This is a genomic window from Curtobacterium sp. VKM Ac-2922 (assembly GCF_022815645.1).
Classification (GTDB): Bacteria; Actinomycetota; Actinomycetes; order Actinomycetales; family Microbacteriaceae; genus Curtobacterium.
In genome coordinates, this window is sequence record NZ_JALGRO010000008.1 from 54246 (window position 1) to 74770 (window position 20525).

Sequence of the window (20525 nt, forward strand, 5' to 3'; positions counted from 1 at the left end):
ACCCCGCTCGTGTCCGTCGAGTGGTCGGAGAACGTCGGTTCAGGAGCGCCGGATCGACGATGTGTGACCGGTCGGCGTCCGGCGAGCGGGGTGTCGTGACCGCTCGGCGGGCCTCCTGGGGGCCTCCGGGGGGTCTCCGGCGGGCCTCAGTGGGCCTCCGGCGTGGTCCGTGCGCGCCGCGTTGCGGGAGTGAGCGCTCACGTGCCAGGATGTGAGCGCTCACCCGATGACGGTGGCACGGACGACGGAGTCTCGGGAGGACACCATGGGCGAGGACCGCCGACAGCAGGTCGCGGACGGCCGGACGACCCTGGGGATCGAACTCGGATCGACGCGCATCAAGGCCGTCCTGATCGACGAACAGCACCGCCCGATCGCCAGCGGCGACCACGAGTGGGAGAACGCCTTCGTCGACGGCCGTTGGACCTACTCGCTCGAGTCCGTCGAGTCCGGACTGCAGGCCGCGTACGCCGCCCTGGTCGCCGACGTCGAGTCGCAGTACGGCGTCCGCCCGACGTCGTTCCGCGCCGCGGGCGTCTCGGCGATGATGCACGGCTACCTGGCCTTCGACGGCGCCGGCGAGTTGCTCGTGCCCTTCCGCACGTGGCGGAACACCTCGACCGGACCCGCGGCCGAGCAGCTGAGCGAGCGCTTCGGCTTCAACGTCCCGCTGCGCTGGTCCGTCGCGCACCTGTACCAGGCCGTCCTCGACGAGGAGCCCCACGTCGCCGAGACCGCCCGGGTCACCACGCTCGCCGGGTACGTCCACCAACGTCTGACGGGTCGGGACGTCCTCGGTGTCGGCGACGCGAGCGGCATGTTCCCGATCGACCCCTCGACCCGCGACTACGACGCCGGGATGCTCACCACCGCCGATGCGCTGATCGGCGCGGACGTCCGCGCGCTCCTGCCCGAGGTCCTGGTCGCCGGACAGGACGCCGGCACCCTGACGCCCGAGGGTGCCGCGTGGCTCGACCCGACCGGCACGCTCGAGCCCGGCGTGCCGCTGTGCCCGCCGGAGGGTGACGCCGGCACCGGCATGGTCGCGACGAACGCGGTCGCGCCCCGCACCGGCAACGTCAGCGTCGGCACGAGCATCTTCGCGATGGTCGTCCTCGAACGCCCTCTCGGCACCCCGCACGAGGAGCTCGACGTCGTCACCACCCCCGCCGGTGACGCCGTGGCGATGGTGCACTGCAACAACGGTGCGAGCGAGATCGCCGCGTGGGCCCGCGTGTTCGGCCGGTTCTCCGACGCCGCGGCCGAGCGGACCGGGAGCGCCCGGGTCGACATCGACGACGTGTACGCGACCCTGTTGGCCGAGGCGGCGGACGCCGACCCGGACGCCGGCGGTCTGCTGTCCTACAACTACCTGGCGGGCGAGCCCGTCACCGGGGTCGCCGACGGCCGCCCGGTGCTCGTCCGCAGTCCCGACGGCCGCTTCACGCTCGGCAACCTGGTCCGCGCCGAGGTGCAGGGTGCGTTCGCGACCCTGGCGATCGGCATGGACGTGCTGCACGGCGAGGACGTCGCCGTCGACCGGATGACCGCACACGGCGGGCTCTTCCGGACGCCCGAAACGCCCCAGCAGCTGCTGGCGGCCGCACTCGAGGTGCCCGTCGCGCTCGAGGAAACCGCGGGCGAGGGCGGCGCCTGGGGCATCGCGGTGCTGGCGGCGTACCTGCAGCACGCCGGGGACACCGACCTGACGACCTACCTGGCCGCGCAGGTCTTCGGCGGCGACAGCGTGCACGTGGCCGAGCCGGACGAGCGCGACGTCGCCGGGTTCCGTGCCTACCTGGCGCGCTTCCGCGCAGGCCTGCCCCTGCAGGCCGCGGCGGTCGCTGCGACCCGACCGACAGCGCACGGCGACCAGACCGACGGCGCCGACCCGAGCCTCCAGGCCGACGCGACCGACGCGACCGACGCGACCGACCCGGCCGACGCGACCGACGCGGCTGACCAGGCCGACCGCACCGAGAAGGAGCCGACCCGATGACCGACCCGACCCCGCAGGACCCGACCACCCAGCAGGCGGTCGCCGCCACCCGCGAACGCGTCGCCCGCCTGCACGGCGAGCTGGTTCGCTACGGCCTGGTCATCTGGACGGGCGGCAACGTCTCCGAGCGCGTCCCCGGCACCGACCTGTTCGTCATCAAGCCCAGCGGGGTCTCCAGCGACGACCTGACCCCCGAGAACCAGGTGGTCTGCACGCTGGACGGTGTCCCCGCGGACGGCTGGGGCAACGCCCACGGCCCGTCCAGCGACACCGCCGCCCACGCCTACGTGTACCGGAACATGCCCGAGGTCGGCGGCGTCGTGCACACCCACTCCACCTACGCCACCGCGTGGGCGGCCCGCGCCGAGGAGATCCCGTGCGTGATCACCGCGATGGCGGACGAGTTCGGCGGTCCGATCCCGGTCGGCCCGTTCGCGATCATCGGCGACGACTCGATCGGCCACGGCATCGTCGAGACGCTCAGCGGTCACCGGAGCCGTGCGGTGCTCATGCAGAACCACGGCGTGTTCACGATCGGCAAGGACGCGAAGGACGCCGTCAAGGCCGCGGTGATGTGCGAGGACGTCGCGCGCACCGTGCACATCGCCAAGCAGGGCGGCGACCTCGTGCCGATCGCCCCCGAGGACATCGATCGACTCTTCGATCGCTACCAGAACGTCTACGGACAGAACCCCGAAGGAGCCATGCGATGACGCAGGTGGACCCCCGAGCAACGCTCGACAGCTACGAGATCTGGTTCCTCACCGGTTCGCAGGGCCTGTACGGCGAGGAGACACTGCGCCAGGTCGAGGAGCAGAGCCGCGCCGTGCACGCCGAGCTGGCACCACACGTGCCCGTGAAGCTCGTCTGGAAGCCCGTGCTCAAGGACGCCGACGGCATCCGCCGCGCCCTGATCGAGGCCAGCGCCGACGACAAGGTGATCGGTGTCACGGCCTGGATGCACACCTTCAGCCCCGCGAAGATGTGGATCGGCGGCCTCAACGCGCTGACCAAGCCGCTGCTGCACCTGCACACGCAGGCGAACGTCGTGCTGCCCTGGGCGGACATCGACTTCGACTTCATGAACCTCAACCAGGCCGCGCACGGCGACCGCGAGTTCGGCTACGCCCTCGCCCGCATGGGGGTGCGCCACGCCACCGCGATCGGCCACGTCTCCGACGAGCGCGTGCAGCTGCGCGTCGCGAACTGGAGCCGTGCCGCCGCCGGTGCCGCCGCCATCCGCGAGCTCAAGCTCACGCGCTTCGGCGACAACATGCGCTACGTCGCCGTCACCGAGGGGGACAAGACCGAGGCGGAGATCGAGCTCGGCGTGCAGGTCAACACCTGGGCCGTGAACGAGCTGGCCGCAGCGGTGTCCGATGCAGAAGGCGACGCGGCAGCGGTCGACGCGCTCGTCGCCTCGTACGACGAGTCGTACGACCTGGTGCCGGAGCTGCAGGACGGTGGCGCCCGTCGCCAGTCGCTGCGGGACGGCGCCGCGATCGAACTGGGCCTGCGCGCGCTGCTGGAGCAGAACGGGTCCGCCGCGTTCACGACGAACTTCGAGGACCTCGGCACGCTCAAGCAGCTGCCGGGCCTGGCGGTCCAGCGCCTGATGGCGGACGGCTACGGCTTCGGAGCCGAGGGTGACTGGAAGACCGCGGTGCTGGTGCGCGCGATGAACGTCGCCGGCGCCGGACTGCCCGGTGGTGCCTCGCTCATGGAGGACTACACGTACGACCTGACGCCCGGTGCGGAGAAGATCCTCGGCGCCCACATGCTCGAGGTCTCCCCGACCCTGTCGTCCACGAAGCCCACGCTCGAGATCCACCCGCTCGGCATCGGCGGCAAGGACGACCCGGTGCGCCTGGTCTTCACGGCCGACTCCGGTGAGGCCGTCGTGGTCGCCCTGTCGGACACCCGCGACGGGTTCCGGCTGACCGCCAACGTCGTCGACGTGGTGCCGCCGACCGAGGCGCTCCCGAAGCTGCCCGTCGGCCGTGCCGTCTGGGAGCCCCGTCCGTCGTTCCCCGTCGCCGCCGAGGCGTGGCTGACCGCCGGCGCCGCCCACCACACCGTCATGACGACGGCTGTGGGGCTGCAGGTGGTCGAGGACCTGGCGACGATGCTCGGCACCGAGTTCCTGGTCATCGACGAGCACACGACCTCGCGCGGCTTCCGCGACGAGGTCCGGGGCCAGCAGACCTGGCACCGGCTCGACCGCGGGTTCTGACCCGTGGCACGCACCAACTGGGCGGGCAACGTCACGTACCGGGCCTCGGCCCTGGCACGCCCGACATCGGTCGACGAGCTGCAGTCGCTCGTCGCGTCGACGCCGCGCCTGACGGCGCTCGGGTCCACGCACTCGTTCAACGAGATCGCGGACACCGACGCCGTGCAGGTGACGCTCGCCGACCTGCCGCAGGTGGTCGAGGTCGACACCGAGCGACGTGTCGCCCGGGTCGCGGCCGGCATGACGCACGCGCAGGTCGCGGTCGCTCTGGAGGCTCGTGGCTGGGCACTCGCGAACCTGGCGTCCCTGCCGCACATCTCCACGGCCGGGGCGGTCGCCACCGGCACGCACGGTTCCGGGGTGCGCAACCCGTCGCTCGCGCAGTCGGTGGTCGGCCTCGAGCTGGTGCGTGCTGACGGTTCACTCGCGCGGGTGTCCGGGTCCGGCGTCGGCGCCGGGTCCGTCGTCGGCGCCGACGTCGGCGCCGTCGCCGGTGCCGAGCTCGACGCCCACCGGGTCGCACTCGGTGCGCTGGGGGTCGTCACGACGGTGGAGCTGGCGATCGAGCCGTCGTTCCAGGTCGCCACGACCGTGCACACCGGGCTCGGGTGGGACGTCGTCGACGAGCACTTCGAGACGGTCATGTCCGCCGGGTACAGCGTCAGCATGTTCACGGGCTACACCGACGAGGGCGTCCGACAGGTCTGGACCAAGCGCCGCACCGATCGCGACGAACCGGTGTTCGACCTGCAGGCCGTGGGTGCCGTCGCCGGTACCGCGCCGATCCACCCCGTGCCGGGGTCCGACGTCGCGGGGGTCACCGACCAGCAGGGCGTTCCCGGGCCGTGGCACGAGCGGCTGCCGCACTTCCGCTCGGCGTTCACCCCGTCGGCGGGCGAGGAGATCCAGGCGGAGTGGCTGGTGCCCGCCGAGGCCGCCGTGCCCGCGATCCAGGCGCTCCGCACGATCGGCGACCAGCTCGCCCCGGTGCTGTTCGTGTCCGAGATCCGACGGATCGCCGCGGACCAGGCCTGGCTCGCGCCGAGCTCCGAGCGCGACTCGGTGGCGTTCCACTTCACGTTCCACCGCGACCCCGGGGCCGTCGTGTCGCTGCTGCCGGTCATCGAGGACGTGCTCGCGCCGTTCGACCCGCGGCCGCACTGGGGCAAGGTGTCCGCGGCGTCACCCGATCGGCTGCACCTGGCCTACCCGCGGCTGGCGGCGTTCGCGGCGCTGGCGCGGGAAGTCGACCCGGGCGGTCGCTTCCGCAACCCGTTCCTGGAGCGCGTGCTGGGCTGACGGGCCGTCAGTGGCGTGGCGCGAAATGACGCGGCCAGCGCCGGGAACCGGTTCTCCCAGGCAGCGCGCGCTCGTCCGGGGATCAAGAGATCGGCCCAGACCGAGCGGAGCCGATTCGGGTTGAGGATCGCGACGAGGTCCTCGATGCGGCCCTCTTGGATCACCGACTGGTACGCCTTGTCGACCCCGTCGTCCGTGTCGAGATCCACCACCGGGTTCGGTCCCCAGTAGACATTCACGGGGAGTTCGAGCAGGCCGTGTTCCGGTCCGTGGAGGTCTTCGAGACGCGCAGGTACGGCATAGGGCTTCACATTGCTGTACAACACACGGTTCGACGTCATTGCCAGAACTCCTCGAAGCAGGCCTGGGGATCTCGTCCCGCCCATGCCAGGGGCGCGGTGTGCGGGCGAAGACATCAGGGTGGCTTGGCTGTTGTTCGACGACGAGGAGCGGTCGCGCCGCTGGCTGCGACGCGACCGCCCGTCTCACTGGCCCCTGCGGTACAGGTCGTGCAGGAACCGTGCGACGGTCACGAGCAAGCTCGCGACCCCCAGCCACGGGACCTGACGCCTGGGCCGGCGCTCGTCGTCGTCGGACATCGAGTACCTCCTGGTGTCATCACCGGCGGACACGAGGAGCAGTCGGCCAGGGGTGTGGAGCCGAGCGGGCTCGGCTACACTGACTCCCGAGTGTTCGACTCGGGGAAGTCTGTTTTCCCCTGGCTCTCCACTCGGAGAGCGAACCGAAGCCCGGAACTGTTGTCGCAGTTCCGGGCTTCACTCGTTCGCCCTGGGGTCGCACTCCGGTGGTGGTGCGCCCCCGCGTCCAGCCTACCGATACTGATGTTCCAGTCGGCCTCCCAGGGGATCGGGATGGGTTCTCCGGGTGATGCACTGTCGGGGTGCTGAGCGTTCACATGTGAGAACGCAAAGGTCGATGCATGGCGAACCTCTCTCGATTCATCGGCATGGCCTCGAAGGTCATCAGCAAGCAGATGCAGCAGCGCGGCCAAGGGAGTGCCCCGGTCGGCAACCGGCAGCCGTCGCAGGGTGGCAGCGACTGGCGTGACATGGTGCGGAGCGCAGCGGACAAGCTGACCGGCGACGACCGGAGCCAGCCGCAGCCGCCGCAGTACGGCCAGCGTCCGCCGCAGCAGCAGTACGGCCAGCCGCAACAGCACACCCGCCCGCAGCAGCCCGGCCCCGTCGACGCCGACAAGGTGGCGCTGGCGAAGTACGACTACCTGCTGCGCACCGCGTCGCCCGACCAGCTGGAGCAGGTCCACCACGACGCGTTCGCGCGGCTCACCCCCGAGCAGCGGCAGCAGGTGCTCCAGCGCATGAACGCCGAGCTCCCGCCGCACGACCGGCCCGCGGACGCCTCGGCAGGTGGCTTGGCGCGCGCGATGACCCGCGGCGAGGTCGCACGGCCTGGCATGGCCCGCCGTGTCCTCGGTGGTGCAGCCGTCGGCGCCGGCGCGATGGCGCTCGGCGGCATCGCGGTGGCGGTCGCCGGCGGCGCGGTCATGAGCGCGGCGGCCGGACCAGTGCTGGCAGGCGCTGCCGACCTCGGCCTGGACTTCGAGGGGATCGCGTCGGGCTTCGGTGACGTCGGACTGGCCGACCTGGGCGGGGACCTGGGCGCCGGCGTCGACGGGCTCGGCGAACAGGCCTCCGGGCTCGGCGAGCAGGTCTCCGGACTGGGAGAACAGGCCTCCGGCCTCGGAGAACAGGCGTCGGGCCTCGGCAACGACCTGCTCGGAGGACTGTTCGACCGCTGACCTGGTGGGCCAGCCCCACGGATCGGGAATGGCGGCAGGGACGCACGGCTTGGATTGTTTCGTCGTGCGTCCTCTCGCGTGCCGCCAGCCCTGCGCGGTGCCAGGATGGACGCCGCCGTGGCGTGCAGTCCGCCGCGTGCACCGCAGCAACCACCCCCTCCGAGGAGCACCACCGTCATGAGACGCCCCAAGCGCCTGACCATCACCGCAGCCGTCGCCGCAGCCGCAGCCCTGGTGCTCACCGGCTGCTCGGGCGGCGGCGCTTCGGACGACGCGTCCTCCGGCACCAGCAAGGGCGGCACGCTCAACATCCTCACGCCCCAGACCGCGCTGCACTTCGACCCGGCGACCAGCCAGAGCCTCGGCATCACGTCGATGGGCCTGGTCGCGCGGCGCCTGACCACGTGGAGCGTCGAGCCGGGCAAGACCGCCAAGGTGGTGCCGGACCTGGCGACCAACACGGGTGACTCGAGCGACGGCGGCAAGACCTGGACCTACCACCTCAAGCAGGGCCTGAAGTTCCAGGACGGCTCCGCGATCACCACCAAGGACATCAAGTGGGGCATCGAGCGCTCGTTCGCGCCGACCCTGACCGGTGGCCTGAGCTACCACAAGTCGCTGCTGGTCGGCGGCGACAGCTACAAGGGGCCGTTCGAGGGCAAGACGCTCGACAGCATCGAGACCCCGGACGACTCGACCATCGTCTTCAAGCTCAACGCGCCGTACGGTGACTGGCCGTGGTTGGCGTCGATGCCCGCGTTCACGCCGGTCCCCGAGGGGCAGGGCACGGACACCGGTGCCTACGACGCCAAGCCCGTCGCGAGCGGCCCGTACCAGATCCAGTCCAACACGCAGGGCTCGCAGGTCACGCTCGTGCGCAACAAGGAGTGGAGCGCGAAGACCGACACCGTCCGCACCGCCGGTCCGTCGAAGATCGTCTTCAAGGAGGGCCAGGACGCCTCCACCATCACGCAGAGCCTGATCGCCGACAACGGTGACGCCAAGAACTCGTTCGGCGCGATCTACCTGGGTGCCGCCGAGCTGAACCAGGTGCGCTCGAACCCCGCCGCGCAGGACCGTCTCGCCACGAGCAAGGCCGGCCCGATCACCTACATGGCGATCAACACGCAGCGCGGGCAGCTCAAGGACCTCAAGGTCCGACAGGCCCTGCAGTACGCCGTCGACCGCAAGTCCTTCCGCATCGCTGCTGGTGGTGCGCTCGCCGGGTCGTACGCGTCGACGCTCATCACGCCGGGCATCGCCGGGCGCCAGGACTACGACCTGTACAAGACGAGCGCCACGGGTGACGTCGACAAGGCGAAGCAGCTGCTGAAGGAAGCCGGGGCGACCGACCTCAAGCTCACCCTCGTCACGCAGAACGACCCGACGTACCTGGCGCAGGCCCAGGCGCTGCAGTCCGGGCTCAAGCGTGCCGGCATCACCGTGACGCTCAAGCCGCTCGACTACGACTCCTTCACCCAGGCGACGACGAACGGCACCGACTTCGACCTGTCGCTGTCGAGCTGGCAGCCGGACTTCCCGAGCGCGAACGCCAACCTGCAGCCGCTGTACGCCTCGTCGCAGATCGGTGGCGGCGGCTACAACGTGTCGAAGTACAGCAACCCCGACGTCGATGCGCTCATCGCGAAGGCGACCGGCACGGTCGACCAGCAGGACGCGCAGAAGCTGTGGGCTCAGGCCGACGAGAAGATCATGGAGGACGCCCCCGTCGTCCCGCTGATCTACGCGAAGCAGTCGTTCCTGGCCGGCTCGAACGTCGCCGACTTCCGCATCGCGGACTTCCCGGCGTACCCGAACTACCTCACGGTGTCGCTCGCCAAGTGACCGATCCGATCCTGCAGGTCGAGGGGCTCCACGTCGCGTTCGGCGACGCGGAGCCCGTCGTCCGTGACGTCTCCTTCACCCTGACGCCCGGACGGGTGCTCGCCCTGGTCGGGGAGTCCGGCTCGGGCAAGTCCGTCAGCGCGATGAGCGTGCTCGGGCTCCTGCCGCCGCAGGCCCGGGTGTCGGGCAGCATCCGGTTCCGCGGCGACGAGCTCGTGGGCGCGCCGACCGAGCGGCTGCGTGCCGTTCGTGGTGCGGGCATCGGGGTCGTGTTCCAAGAGCCGATGAACTCGTTCACGCCCGTGCTGTCGATCGGCACGCAGATCGCCGAGGCCGTCCGGGCACACCCCCGAGGCCTCGATCGTGCGGGTGTCTCCGCGCGCATCGACGAGCTGCTGCGCTCGGCTGGGCTGTCCGACCCGGACCGCATCCGCCGCGCGTACCCGCACGAGCTCTCCGGTGGACAGCTGCAGCGCGCGATGATCGCGATGGCGCTGGCCGGCGACCCGGTGGCCCTGATCGCCGACGAGCCGACGACCGCGCTCGACGTCACCGTGCAGGCGGGCATCCTCGACCTGCTGCGCGACCTGTGTCGCGAGCGCGACCTGGCCGTCCTGCTCATCACACACGACATGGGCGTGGTGGCCGACGTCGCCGACGAGGTCCTGGTGATGCGTCGCGGCGAGGCCGTCGAGCACGGCGCGGTCGCTGCGCTGTTCGGTGCACCACAGGCCGCGTACACGCGTGCCCTGCTGGCCGCCGTCCCCGGACTGGAGGCTCGGGACCCGTCCGCCACGCCTGCCCGGCCGCCGGCCGGTCCGGCCCACCCCGCGGCCGGTCCCGCCGAGTCTCGGCCCACCGGACAGAATGCGGCGCACGACGGCCGCAATGTGTCCGCCGAGCCGAGTCTCGGCGACCCGCGCGCCGTCGTCGAGCCGAGTCTCGGCGACCCACGCGACGTGGCGGAGGCGAGTGGGGCCTCCCGTCCGGTGGTCGCGCAGGTGCGCGACGTGAGCGTCCGCTACGACCGGCGCGGTGCGCCGACCGTCTCGGGCATCGACTTCACGCTGCACGCCGGGCAGACGCTCGGCCTGGTGGGGGAGTCCGGGTCCGGCAAGTCGACCATCGGGCGGGCCCTCGCCGGCCTGGTGCCGGTCGTGGCCGGGTCCGTCGAGGTCGACGGCAGCGATCTCCGCACCGCGCGTGGACGTCGCCTGCGCGAGGTCCGCAGCCGCGTCGGGATCGTGTTCCAGGACCCCGCGTCGTCGTTGAACCCGCGACAGACCATCGGCTGGAGCATCGCCGAACCGCTGCTGGTGCACGGGGTCTCGCCGTCCGAGCGGTCCACGCGTGTGCACGACCTGCTGGTCGCGGTGCAGCTCGACCCGACCTGGGCCGAGCGGTTCCCGCACGAGCTGTCGGGCGGGCAGCGGCAGCGCGTCGCCGTCGCCCGTGCTCTGGCCCTCCGGCCCGCACTCGTGATCGCCGACGAGCCGACCTCGGCGCTCGACGTCACCGTGCAGGCGGCCGTGCTCGACTTGCTGGCCGCGCTGCAGGACGACTTCGGGTTCGGCATGCTGCTCATCAGCCACGACCTGGCCGTCGTGCGGCAGCTCGCCGACCAGGTCATCGTGCTCCGTGACGGGCGCGTGGTCGAACGCGGTGCCACCGAGGCTGTGCTCGACGACCCGCACGAGGACTACACGCGCATGCTGCTGGCCGCCGCACCCGTGGCGGACCCCACCCGCCAGGCCGAGCGTCGTGCCGCCTGGCGTCGACTGACGGAGGCTGCCTCGTGACCGCGAACGTCGTCGAACGGCCGATCTCGGCGTCGGCCGCCCGCTCGACCGGCTTCCGCGCCGTCGTCCGCCGGGTCCGCAGTGACCGGTGGGCGGTGGCCTCGGCCGTCGTCATCGTGGTGTTCCTGCTGGTCGCCGTGCTCGCTCCGGTGATCGCCGGCCTCAGCGGACAGGACCCGTACGGCTACAACATCGACGCGCTCAACTCGTTCGGCGCTCCGCGTGGGTCGCTCGGCGGTGTCAGCGCGGACCACTGGTTCGGCGTCGAGCCGCTCACCGGACGCGACCTGTTCGCGATCGTGACCTACGGCGCGCGGACCTCGCTCGGCATCGGCCTGGCCGCCACGGGGATGTCGATCGTGATCGGCGTGCTCGTCGGTGTCACGACCGGGTTCTTCGGCGGCTGGTACGACCGCGTGCTGTCGCGCGTGGTCGACGTGATGTTCGGCTTCCCCTCGCTGGTCTTCATGATCGCGCTGACCGCCATCGTGCCGACGTCGTTCCCGAAGCCGCTGCTGGTCGTGCTGGTCATCGGGTTCTTCGGCTGGCCGGCCGTTGCCCGCGTGGTCCGTGGCCAGACACTGTCGCTGCGGACACGGAACTACGTCGTCGCCTCGACCGCGCTCGGCGCCGGACGCTGGCACGTCATCCGCACGCAGCTGCTGCCGAACCTGGCCGCGACGATCACCGTCTACGCCACGATCTCGATCCCGTCGATGATCGGCGCCGAGGCCGCGCTGTCGTTCCTGGCCGTCGGCGTCACCCCACCGACACCGTCGTGGGGCCGCAGCATCGGCGACGCGATCGGCTGGGTGCAGACCGACCCGATGTACCTGGTGTTCCCGGGTGCCGCGCTGTTCCTGATCACCCTGGCGTTCAACGTGCTCGGCGATGCCCTGCGCGACGCCCTCGACCCACGGGGAGGCACCCGATGAGCGCCCTGCGCTTCCTGCTGTTCCGCGTGCTCGGCGCCGTGGTCGTCCTGCTCGTGGTCGCCGCGGTGACCTACGCGCTGTTCATGCTGCTGCCGACGAACCCCGCGCGGGCGATCTGCGACAAGCCCTGCACGGCCGATCGGCTGGCGCAGGTGCAGGCGTTCCTCGGCACGGACAAGCCCTGGATCGCGCAGTTCGGTGCCTACCTGGGTGGGATCTTCACCGGGCGGACCTTCGGCAGCGGCACGTCTGCCATCCACTGCGCCGCCCCGTGTTTCGGGTACTCGTTCCAGCTGCACGACAGCGTCACCTCGCTCATCCTGACCCGGCTGCCCGTCACCGCGTCGATCGCCGTCGGTGCCGCGGTGCTGTGGCTCGTCGCGGGTGTCGCCGGGGGAGCGGCCTCGGCCCTGCGCCGCGGGTCCGTGCTCGACCGCACCGTGATGGGCATCGCGGTGGCGGGGGTGTCCTCGCCCGCGTACCTGATCGGGTTGCTGTCGATCCTGCTGTTCGGGTTCGTCCTGGGCGTGCTGCCGACCAGCGGGTACGTGCCCTTCACCGAGGACCCCGTCGGGTGGCTGACGCACCTGGTGCTGCCGTGGTGTGTGCTGGCGTTCATCAGCGCCGCGATCTACGCCCGACTGACCCGCGGCGAGATGCTCGAGGCGATGTCGCAGGACTTCGTCCGCACGGCCCGCGCCAAGGGCATCCGCGAGCGTCAGGTCGTCGTGCGGCACGGGCTGCGCACGGCGATCCTGCCCGTGGTGACGCTGTTCGGGCTGGACCTCGGGTCACTGCTCGGCGGGGCCGTCATCACCGAGAAGGTGTTCTCGATGCAGGGGCTCGGCGCGCTGCTGATCGACGCCGTGCACACGCTCGACCTGCAGGTCGTCGTCGGGTTCACACTGTTCTCGGCGTTCCTGGTCGTCACCGCGAACGTGATCGTCGACGTCGTCTACGCGGTCGTGGACCCCCGGGTGCGCCGGCGGGCGTAGCGCGGCCGCGCGTGGTGCGAGGTTGATCGGCCGGTGCGAGGTCGTTTCCCCGCACCCGCCGATCACCCTCGCACGGGCCTCGAACCCCGCACGGTGCGACGGGGCATCGCGCGTCAGAAGTACGTGATGCCGTGCGGGGTCCGCGCGGGCAGCAGCATCGCACGCAGCAGCAGGGGCGCCGCCGGGTTCGACGCACGCAGCAGCCCCGCGGCGGCCAGCGTCACCGGGGACACCGACCCGAGCAGCAGCGCGCCGAGGTCGGCGACGTCGAGCTGCACGTCGGACGGGGCGTCGGCGACGTCGGACTCCCGCGTCACGGTGCCCACACCGGACACCACGTCGAGCCGGTACGTCCCCGTGGCGTGCCCGAGTGCGTCGGACACCGCCAGCACGAGCGTGCCGTCGGCGGCGTACGGGCGCGAGGACAGCGTGGCCGCGACGTCGAGCACGCGCAGCCAGACGTGGTCCTCCTCGTGGTCGACGTCGTACGCACGGTTGTCGCCGAGGGCCGCGACGATCGGGTCGTCGAGCCGTGACCGGTTGTACTTGACGACGTCGTTCAGGTCGATCGACAGCAGGAACTCCCACAGCGACAGGTACGCCTGGTCGGTCGCGTACACCAGGTCGAGGATCTTGACGGTGGTCTCGTCGCCCTCGTCGACGCGCCAGGTGACGTAGCCGTCGACCTCGTCCGACGCCGAGGCACGGTGGACCGCGGCGCGCACGCCCTTCGCCTTCTCGCCGTCCGGGCCGTACTCGCCGAACACGACGGGCCACGTGCCGGTGTTCCGGATCATCGACCCCGGCGTGCGTTCGTGGAACCGTGCGAAGACGTCCTTGCCGACGCCGTCGGCCAGCCAGGCGGTGGGCACGACGGTCACGATGCCCGAGGTCGGCGCGACGAAGGGCAGTGACCGGTTGCGGCGCACGCTGACGGCACGCTCGCGGATGGTGCAGCCGAAGCCGAAGCGTCGGTAGATCGTGCCCTCGGACGCGGTGAGCGAGGCCATCGCGTAGCCCTCGTCGACACCGCGCTGCAGCGCGTGGGTCATCATCGCGCGCAGGATGCCCCGACGGCGCTCGGTCGGCCGGACCGTGACTGCGGAGATGGCCTGCGTGTCGACGGACGACCCGTCGCCCCAGCTCAGCGCCTTGCGGAACCAGGTGAACGTGCCGACCGGCCAGGTCTCGTCGACGGACCCGGGGAGCGGGTCCTTGACGTGGACACCCAGGAAGGTCTCGTTGTCGGCGATGAAGTGCGATGCCATCCGCGCGGCCAGCTCCGGCGAAGCGGATGCCTCGTGGAAGCCGAGGCCCACGGCCTCCATCCACGGGGCGGTCCGGGCGTCGGGAGCGCCGTCGGCGTCGGTGCCGGGGGTGAACTCGCGCAGGTCGAAGCGGTCGGTGAACTCGTCGTTGATCGGTGCCACGTGCCGACCCTACCGGTGGGCCGCGCGGTCAGTCAGAGCGTGGCGCCGAAGCCCACGGCTCCACCGCAGCGACACGAACGGCCGGATGCTCAGAGCCCGACGACCACCAGCCAGGCGACGACCGACATGCCGACGGCCCGCAGCACCGCCGCCGCCACCGGCCGGTGCCGCCACGTGGCGACGAACTCGGCGATCGCCCCCGCGAGTGCGACCAACGTGGTCACCACGACGATGCCCGGCAGCGGATGCCCGACGACGCCCGCGCCCACCTGGTGGAACGCGATGATGCCCCACGGCACGATCCCGACCGCCGAACCGAGGCCGAGCGGCACGCGTGACCCCTCGCCGTCCGGTGGCCGAAGTCGGTCGTCCCGGTGCTGCACGACCGCGAACAGCACACCGGCCGAGGCGAGCGCGTAGATGCCGACCAGGGCGCCGACGTCACGCACGCCGTTCAACTGCGCGATCACGAACACGGTCACCGGCGTGGTCAGCAGCGGGTCGACGGCGCCGCCCGGACGCGGGGGCAGTACCCAACCCACGGCCAGCAGGGCGATCACGACGACCATCGCGAGTCCCACGTCCACGTGCGAGAGCGTCACGGGGTCGCGACCGTCGAGTGTCACGGTCACCGCCCGCGTGGCACGGGTACCGATCAGGGCAACGGCCGCCAGCGTGACCGTCTGGGCCGCCATCAGGAGGCCGAGGGTCCTGCGCCAGTTGCCCATGGTCGAGAGCCTGCCACGCGCCTCCCTCGGTGGTTCGGAGCAAGGGGACCTTGACCGCCCTGCCGCGGGCGAGGACCATCGCGCCATGAGCCTCTTCATCACCTGCCCGGTCGAGAGCGTCGAGCGCGCGACCGCCTTCTACACCGCGCTCGGCTGGACCCACGACGTCGCGATGTCGAACGACGGCGTCGCCTGCTTCACGATCGGACCGGCGCAGCAGACCGGCGCCCAGTCGGTCATGCTCGCCAGCCGCGAGATGTACGCCAGCGTCGGCGGTGTCGAGGAACTGATCGGCGGCCCGAGCACCCCGTCGAAGGTGACGGTGTCGTTCGACCTCGACAGCCAGGCGGCCATCGACGAGCTGGTCGAGCGTGCCGGGGCGGCCGGCGGTCGGATCGGCGACACCGACGACTACCCCTTCATGTACCAGCGCCAGTTCGACGACCCGGACGGGTACCACTGGTCGCCGTTCTGGATGAAGCCCGAAGCGCCCGCCGACGCCTGATCACCCCCGCGGCTGCGGGTCGTGCTGGTGCGCGGGGTCCGCGGCGAAGACCCGCTCGTACACGTCGTACACGACCGCCGCCTTCGCGTCGTTGTAGCGCAGCACCCCCGCGCCGTCGGCCGCCGCGCGCTTCGCCGCCGCGTACGCCGACCGGTCCGACGGGTGCGCCCGGAGCCAGTCGACGAACACCCGGTGTCGCCGGGGCTCGACGGCGTCGGGCGGGAACACGTGCAGGTTCGCGTTGGGCTCGGTGAAGGTCAGCTGCCGGTGCGGCGAGCCCCCGAGCTCGTCGCGGAACAGCAGCCGGAAGCCGACCGCCTCGAGCCCGGGGAGCCAGGCGCCCTCGTCCAGCACGTCGGGGACGACCAGGTCGACGTCGACGATCGGTTTCGCGAGCATCCCCGGCACCGCGGTGGACCCGACGTGGGCGATCCGGCAGTCGTCGCCGAGGGCAGCGCGGACCGCCGCGCGGACGACCAGGTACGCGGAGGCCCATCCCGGGTCGTGCTCCTGCAGCGGGCCGGGTTCCGTCTGCCGGAACGCCACCCGCTCCGCCTGCCGCGCAGCGTTGCTGTCGGGGGAGAACGGACGCCACAGGGGATGCAGGACCACGCACCCATCATGCCGGTGCCACCACGCGCCGGGCCGCCGCCCTCACGGCATCCGACGCCGGGCCTCCTGGGCGACGACCTGTTCGCGGTCCGCCAGCCCGCGCAGCTGCTGCAGCGGCCGCATCATCCGCTGGTTCCCGCGCAGCTCGGGCTCCGCGCGGTCCAGGAACGCCCAGTAGCCCGCGGTGAAGGGACACGCGTCGTCGCCGAGCCGCTTGGTCGGGTCGAACCGGCAGCTGCCGCAGTGGTCGGTCATCCGGTCGATGTAGCGGCCACCGGCGGCGTACGGCTTCGTGGCGACCCGCCCGCCGTCGGCGTGCTGGGACATCCCGATGACGTTGGCCGGCATCACCCAGTCGGTGCCGTCGACGAACACGTCGGTGAACCACTCGGTCAGCTGGACGGGGTCGTACCCGCGCTGCAGGGCCCAGTTGCCCAGGACCATCAGGCGCTGGATGTGGTGCGCCCAGCCGTGCTCTGCGACACCGTCGATCGCGGTGGACAGGCAGACCGCCTCGACCTGGGACGCATCGAGCTCCCGCCACCAGCGCGGCAGCCGCGAACCGGAAGTGGGACCGGAACCGGAACCCGCACCGGGACCGGAACCCGACCCCGACCGTGCCCCCAGCGGCGCAGCGTCCACCCCGTACTCCTCGCCGAACCACCAGTACAGGTGCCAGACGTAGTCCCGCCACCCGGCGACCTGCCGGACGAACCCCTCGACGCTGGCGAGCGGCGCGGCCTGGTCCTGGTAGGCGGCCACCGCAGCCGCGATCGCCGCGCGGGGGTCGAGCACCCCGAGGTTCATCGGCACGCTCAGCAGCGAGTGCGCCATCGTCCAGTCGTTCGTCAGCACGGCGTCCTCGTAGGGGCCGAAGTCGCCCAGCCGCACCTCGACGAAGTCGGCCAGGGCCGCGTCGGCCTCGGCAGCGGTGACCGCGAACCGCCGTCGGTCGTCCTTCCCGACGAACTGCGCGACACCGTCCCGCTCCCACCGGTCCAGGTCGTCGCGGACCTCGGCGTCGACGTCGTCCTCGGTCGGCCACCACGGGTCGGGCAGCCCGAGCGTCGTCGCGCCCTTCGGCGGGGGCTGCCGGTTGTCGGCGTCGTGGCTGAACTGCCCGCCGACCGGTGCGTCCCGGTCCATCAGCCAGCCTTCGCGCCGCCGGACCTGCTCGTAGAACGTCTCCATCAGGAACCGGTCGCCACGCCCCGAGGCCCACGCGCCGAACTCGTCCTCGCTCGTCACGAAGCCGCGGCTCGGCAGGATCCGCGTCTCGTGGCCCCAGTGCCGGACCTGGCCGCGCAACCGACGCGAGGGCGGGTCGATCGCCTCCAGGTCGTCCCGCCCGACCAGGGCATCGCGCAACTGGTCGACGCGGACGTGTTCCGCTCGGTCGCCGAGCTCGCGCACGCGGTGCCGCAGGGCGCTCAGCCAGAGGTGCGCCTTCGCCCGGTGCATCGGCCGGGCGGTGAAGAACTCGCGGGCCTCGACCACGAGCATCGGCCCGCCGTCGTCGAACTGCGGGCCGTACTGCCCGGGCAGGACCAGGCGGGCGCGTGGGGCATCGGTCACCCTCGGGACGCTACGCGAGCGCCGGTGGCCGTGTCGGTCGGTGGCCACCGGACGCGCTGGGCGCACGCTGGGATCGGACTGGAGGCCCGGCTCGCCTCCGCCACACGGCGCACCCTGGCCACGGGTCGCGTCGTGCTCAGTCCGTCGCGCCGGCGGGTGGGTCGACGAGCAGGCCGACGCGGTCGGCCAGGTAGTCGGCCAGCGGCACCGCGGTCGCGGCCGTGGGGGACCAGCGCACCATCGGCACGTCCCCGTCGACGTCGACGTACAGCACGCCGTCGCTGCCGACGAGTCCGTCGTCGAGCGGGATCGGGACGGCCCCGTGGTTGACCGTGTCCCCCGCATCGAAGTGACCGCGCACCGCGGCGGCCCGGTAGGCCCGACGGGTCTCCATGGACACCGACTGGAACTGCGCACGCCCTGGGTCGGTCACGCGGGTGATCGTGCCGGTCGCCCAGACGCGGCCGCCGGTCTCGAGCGACGACCCGAGCAGCAGGGCCCCGACCCGCCACACCCGGCCGAGCGATCGCATGGACGCCTCGCGCCGGATGCCGAGCACCGGCTTCGGCACGACGTACTCGCCGAGCGCCTCGTCGGGGACGTTCGCGGCCCGCAGCGTCCTGGCCGCGTCGTCGAGCAGCTCCCGCGTCCTGGCCACACCGTCCGTCACGTCCACCGAGCCTAGACGCGCGGGCCGGTCGCCCGCGCAGCCGACCGGGTAGGTGCCCGCCCGGGTGCCCGTCGACGTCCGTGACGACGACCCGCGCGGCGCCGACGGACGGCGGACACCGTCCCGCTCGTCACCATCACGGCGCCGGCGGTGATGAGGATCGCGGCCACCAGGGGGACGAGCCAGCCCCGCGAGCCGTTGACCACCTGGTTGACGTACCCGACCCGGGGGACGCTGTACCAGACGACGCCGCGCACCTGGACGGCTGCGACGGGGGCATCGGCGCGGGCGTTGGCGTCGCCCTTGACGACGAAGGTCCGCGAGCCGTCCGACGACGACGCGATCGACACCACGCGGTGGCTGATCACGGCCGACTGTCCGGACACGATCTGGTACGTCATGACGTCGCCGACGCGGATGTCGTCGATCGGGGTGGGGCGGACGACGAGCAGCGTGCCCGGGGGGAGCGAGGGCTCCATCGACTGCGTCAGGACCGTGAGCGGTGTCGAGCCGCTCGCCTTCGGCACGACGATGAGCACCACGGCCAGCCCTGCCACGATCAGCAGCATCCCGGTGCTCAGGCCGAGCAGGACGGCGTGCAGGACCGCTCGCCACCCGGTCCGCGGCGCCGCGCCACCCGACGTCATGCGCCGCACCGGATGGACGGTCCGTTGTTCTGCGTGAACAGCGTGACCGTGCCGCTGCCGGCGACCGTGGTGGTCGGGTTCCCGTTGCTGTCGAGCGCCTTGACCACGACCGTCTGGGTGCCGGTCGTCGCGGCGGGGGCCAGGTCTTGCGGGGCGAGCGTGATGAACCCGGAGTACGTCTGCGCCCGCGAGCCGACCATCGTGCCGTTCACGTACGCGGCGTACCAGGTGTCGGCGGGGCGGGACGAGTCCGGCCACCGGACGTCGACGTAGTTGTTGCTGTGGTCGGTGCAGGTCAGCGCCGCGGCGGCCGCGGGCGTGGTCAGCGAGAAGCCGCCCGTGACCGTCGCCGACCGCCAGCTGCCCGAGCTCGTCGACAGGCCGATGACGACGTTCGCGGTGCTCGATGCCGGGGCCGACGCACGCGGGGTGCTCCGTGTGCACCACACGGTGCTCGCGCCGGCGGCCAGGGACGACGTCATGCTCGGCAGTGACGCCCAGGTGCCGGTCACCGATCCCGTCCCGACGGCGGCGCTGGTCGTGCACGCGGCGGTGGATGCCACCGGCCATGCGACGACGTCGACGGTCTGGGCCAGGGCAGCCGAACTGCCGGCAACGGTGGACACCGTGGTCGTGGTGGTGCCGGCGAGGGTGCCGGTGTTCGTCAGCGTGACGGGCTTCGTCATCGCGGGCACGGAGTCCGAGAACGTCACGGTCATCGCGTCGGTCCCGCTGATGCCGGCGGTCAGCGTGCCGATCGTGGTGCTCGACGTCGTTCCGGCGCTGGAGGTCCAGAGTGCCCACGCCGCACTCGAGCCACCGACGACGAAGGTCGCGCTGAGCACGAGCGCGAGGGCGATGCGCAGCCGGCGGGTCACGGTGCCACCTGCGTCCCGGTCACAGTGAGGGTGAACGAGGTGACGGCACCCGCCACGCTCTGCGGGGCGTTCTGGGCCAGTGCGACCTCGACGCACGCGGTACTGCTCGCCCCCGCGGCGAGGGTGGACCAACCACTGCCGGTGTCGAACGACGCGAGGGGTCCGCTCGTGCCGCCCAGTCCGGCACGGCACGCCGACGCCGACGCGACGCCGGTGGTCTTCAGGGTCTGCGCACCGAGCACGACGGCGTCGGTGGTGCCGGCGGACGAGACCGTGGTCGCCGTGGTCGTCACGCGGAGCGACAGGGGGACCGTGCCGGTGTTCTTCACGGTGAACGAGCCGACGGTGCTCGACCCCGGACCGATCACCGTGGTGTTCATCGCCGACAGTTGGCCGACCGTCAGCGTCGCGGTGCCCGACTTGACCGTCGCGGCCCGGGTGCTGGCTGCGGCGTTCCAGAGCGCGTAGGTGCCGCCGGTGCCGAGCAGCGACAGCAGGACACCGGCCACCAGCACGAGTGCCGAGGGCAGCAGCCACCGGTGGTGTCGGGCCGCGCGGTGGCGGCCGTGCGTCGTCGTGGTGCGGGTCATCCTCG

Annotated in this window: 19 protein-coding genes; 10 read left to right on the plus strand and 9 right to left on the minus strand. The window is 72.0% G+C overall.

Annotated features, from left to right (window positions below):
• Nucleotides 1-265 precede the first annotated feature (265 nt).
• The 4 genes from MT346_RS10660 to MT346_RS10675 are packed head-to-tail and all read left to right on the plus strand — an operon-like array spanning nt 266 to nt 5531.
• Nucleotides 266-1999, plus strand: a complete 1734-nt coding sequence (locus tag MT346_RS10660) for a xylulokinase (RefSeq protein ID WP_243563046.1) — start codon at nt 266-268, stop codon at nt 1997-1999.
• Nucleotides 1996-2712 (plus strand): L-ribulose-5-phosphate 4-epimerase, encoded by a 717-nt coding sequence (locus MT346_RS10665; RefSeq protein WP_243563047.1) that lies wholly within the window; start codon nt 1996-1998, stop codon nt 2710-2712. The genes MT346_RS10660 and MT346_RS10665 overlap by 4 nt, the downstream gene beginning before the upstream one ends.
• Entirely contained in the window at nt 2709-4232 is a 1524-nt protein-coding gene (gene araA, locus MT346_RS10670) for an L-arabinose isomerase (protein WP_243563048.1), read from the plus strand. Before MT346_RS10665 ends, araA begins: the two co-directional genes overlap by 4 nt.
• Nucleotides 4233-4235: 3 nt before the next feature.
• The gene (locus tag MT346_RS10675; protein ID WP_243563049.1) at nt 4236-5531 is read left to right on the plus strand and encodes an FAD-binding protein; all 1296 of its coding nucleotides are present in this window, start codon (nt 4236-4238) and stop codon (nt 5529-5531) included.
• Here the strand turns inward: MT346_RS10675 and MT346_RS10680 are convergent.
• Entirely contained in the window at nt 5438-5872 is a 435-nt protein-coding gene (locus MT346_RS10680; RefSeq protein ID WP_243563050.1) for a hypothetical protein, read from the minus strand. The genes MT346_RS10675 and MT346_RS10680 overlap by 94 nt on opposite strands.
• A gap of 599 nt (nt 5873-6471) precedes the next feature.
• On the opposite strand from MT346_RS10680, the gene MT346_RS10685 reads away from it, so the two are divergent.
• The 5 genes from MT346_RS10685 to MT346_RS10705 all read left to right on the plus strand — a co-directional run bounded on the left by MT346_RS10685 (nt 6472) and on the right by MT346_RS10705 (nt 12885).
• Nucleotides 6472-7311 (plus strand): cation-transporting ATPase, encoded by an 840-nt coding sequence (locus tag MT346_RS10685; RefSeq protein ID WP_243563051.1) that lies wholly within the window; start codon nt 6472-6474, stop codon nt 7309-7311.
• 177 nt (nt 7312-7488) lie between these two features.
• The gene (locus MT346_RS10690; RefSeq protein WP_243563052.1) at nt 7489-9156 is read left to right on the plus strand and encodes an ABC transporter substrate-binding protein; all 1668 of its coding nucleotides are present in this window, start codon (nt 7489-7491) and stop codon (nt 9154-9156) included.
• Nucleotides 9153-10955, plus strand: coding sequence for a dipeptide ABC transporter ATP-binding protein (locus MT346_RS10695; protein WP_243563053.1), 1803 nt, complete (start codon nt 9153-9155; stop codon nt 10953-10955). Before MT346_RS10690 ends, MT346_RS10695 begins: the two co-directional genes overlap by 4 nt.
• Complete coding sequence (locus tag MT346_RS10700) at nt 10952-11890, plus strand: ABC transporter permease (RefSeq protein WP_243563054.1); 939 nt, start codon at nt 10952-10954, stop codon at nt 11888-11890. Before MT346_RS10695 ends, MT346_RS10700 begins: the two co-directional genes overlap by 4 nt.
• Complete coding sequence (locus tag MT346_RS10705; protein WP_243563055.1) at nt 11887-12885, plus strand: ABC transporter permease; 999 nt, start codon at nt 11887-11889, stop codon at nt 12883-12885. Before MT346_RS10700 ends, MT346_RS10705 begins: the two co-directional genes overlap by 4 nt.
• Before the next feature lie 113 nt (nt 12886-12998).
• Here the strand turns inward: MT346_RS10705 and MT346_RS10710 are convergent, their stop codons facing one another.
• Both MT346_RS10710 and MT346_RS10715 read right to left on the minus strand, forming a co-directional pair.
• A complete protein-coding gene (locus MT346_RS10710; protein ID WP_243563056.1) occupies nt 12999-14315 on the minus strand; it encodes a GNAT family N-acetyltransferase in 1317 nt (438 codons plus the stop codon).
• A gap of 89 nt (nt 14316-14404) precedes the next feature.
• Nucleotides 14405-15043: a hypothetical protein gene (locus MT346_RS10715; RefSeq protein ID WP_243563057.1), complete on the minus strand. Its 639-nt coding sequence runs from the start codon at nt 15041-15043 to the stop codon at nt 14405-14407.
• Nucleotides 15044-15128: 85 nt separating this feature from the next.
• Between MT346_RS10715 and MT346_RS10720 the strand changes: the two genes are divergently transcribed.
• Nucleotides 15129-15548 (plus strand): VOC family protein, encoded by a 420-nt coding sequence (locus tag MT346_RS10720; protein WP_243563058.1) that lies wholly within the window; start codon nt 15129-15131, stop codon nt 15546-15548.
• On the opposite strand, the gene MT346_RS10725 is transcribed toward MT346_RS10720, so the two are convergent.
• The 6 genes from MT346_RS10725 to MT346_RS10750 form a co-directional block, all read right to left on the minus strand.
• The gene (locus MT346_RS10725; RefSeq protein ID WP_243563059.1) at nt 15549-16160 is read right to left on the minus strand and encodes a GrpB family protein; all 612 of its coding nucleotides are present in this window, start codon (nt 16158-16160) and stop codon (nt 15549-15551) included.
• 42 nt (nt 16161-16202) lie between these two features.
• Nucleotides 16203-17735 (minus strand): cryptochrome/photolyase family protein, encoded by a 1533-nt coding sequence (locus tag MT346_RS10730; RefSeq protein ID WP_243563060.1) that lies wholly within the window; start codon nt 17733-17735, stop codon nt 16203-16205.
• Nucleotides 17736-17871: 136 nt separating this feature from the next.
• Nucleotides 17872-18405 carry a hypothetical protein gene (locus tag MT346_RS10735; protein WP_243563061.1) on the minus strand — a complete coding sequence of 178 codons (534 nt, stop codon included), beginning with the start codon at nt 18403-18405 and terminating at the stop codon, nt 17872-17874.
• A gap of 11 nt (nt 18406-18416) precedes the next feature.
• Nucleotides 18417-19052 carry a signal peptidase I gene (locus MT346_RS10740; RefSeq protein WP_243563062.1) on the minus strand — a complete coding sequence of 212 codons (636 nt, stop codon included), beginning with the start codon at nt 19050-19052 and terminating at the stop codon, nt 18417-18419.
• Nucleotides 19049-19930, minus strand: coding sequence for a hypothetical protein (locus MT346_RS10745; protein WP_243563063.1), 882 nt, complete (start codon nt 19928-19930; stop codon nt 19049-19051). The genes MT346_RS10740 and MT346_RS10745 overlap by 4 nt, the downstream gene beginning before the upstream one ends.
• Nucleotides 19927-20520, minus strand: coding sequence for a CalY family protein (locus MT346_RS10750; RefSeq protein ID WP_243563064.1), 594 nt, complete (start codon nt 20518-20520; stop codon nt 19927-19929). The genes MT346_RS10745 and MT346_RS10750 overlap by 4 nt, the downstream gene beginning before the upstream one ends.
• Between the last annotated feature and the right edge of the window lie 5 nt (nt 20521-20525).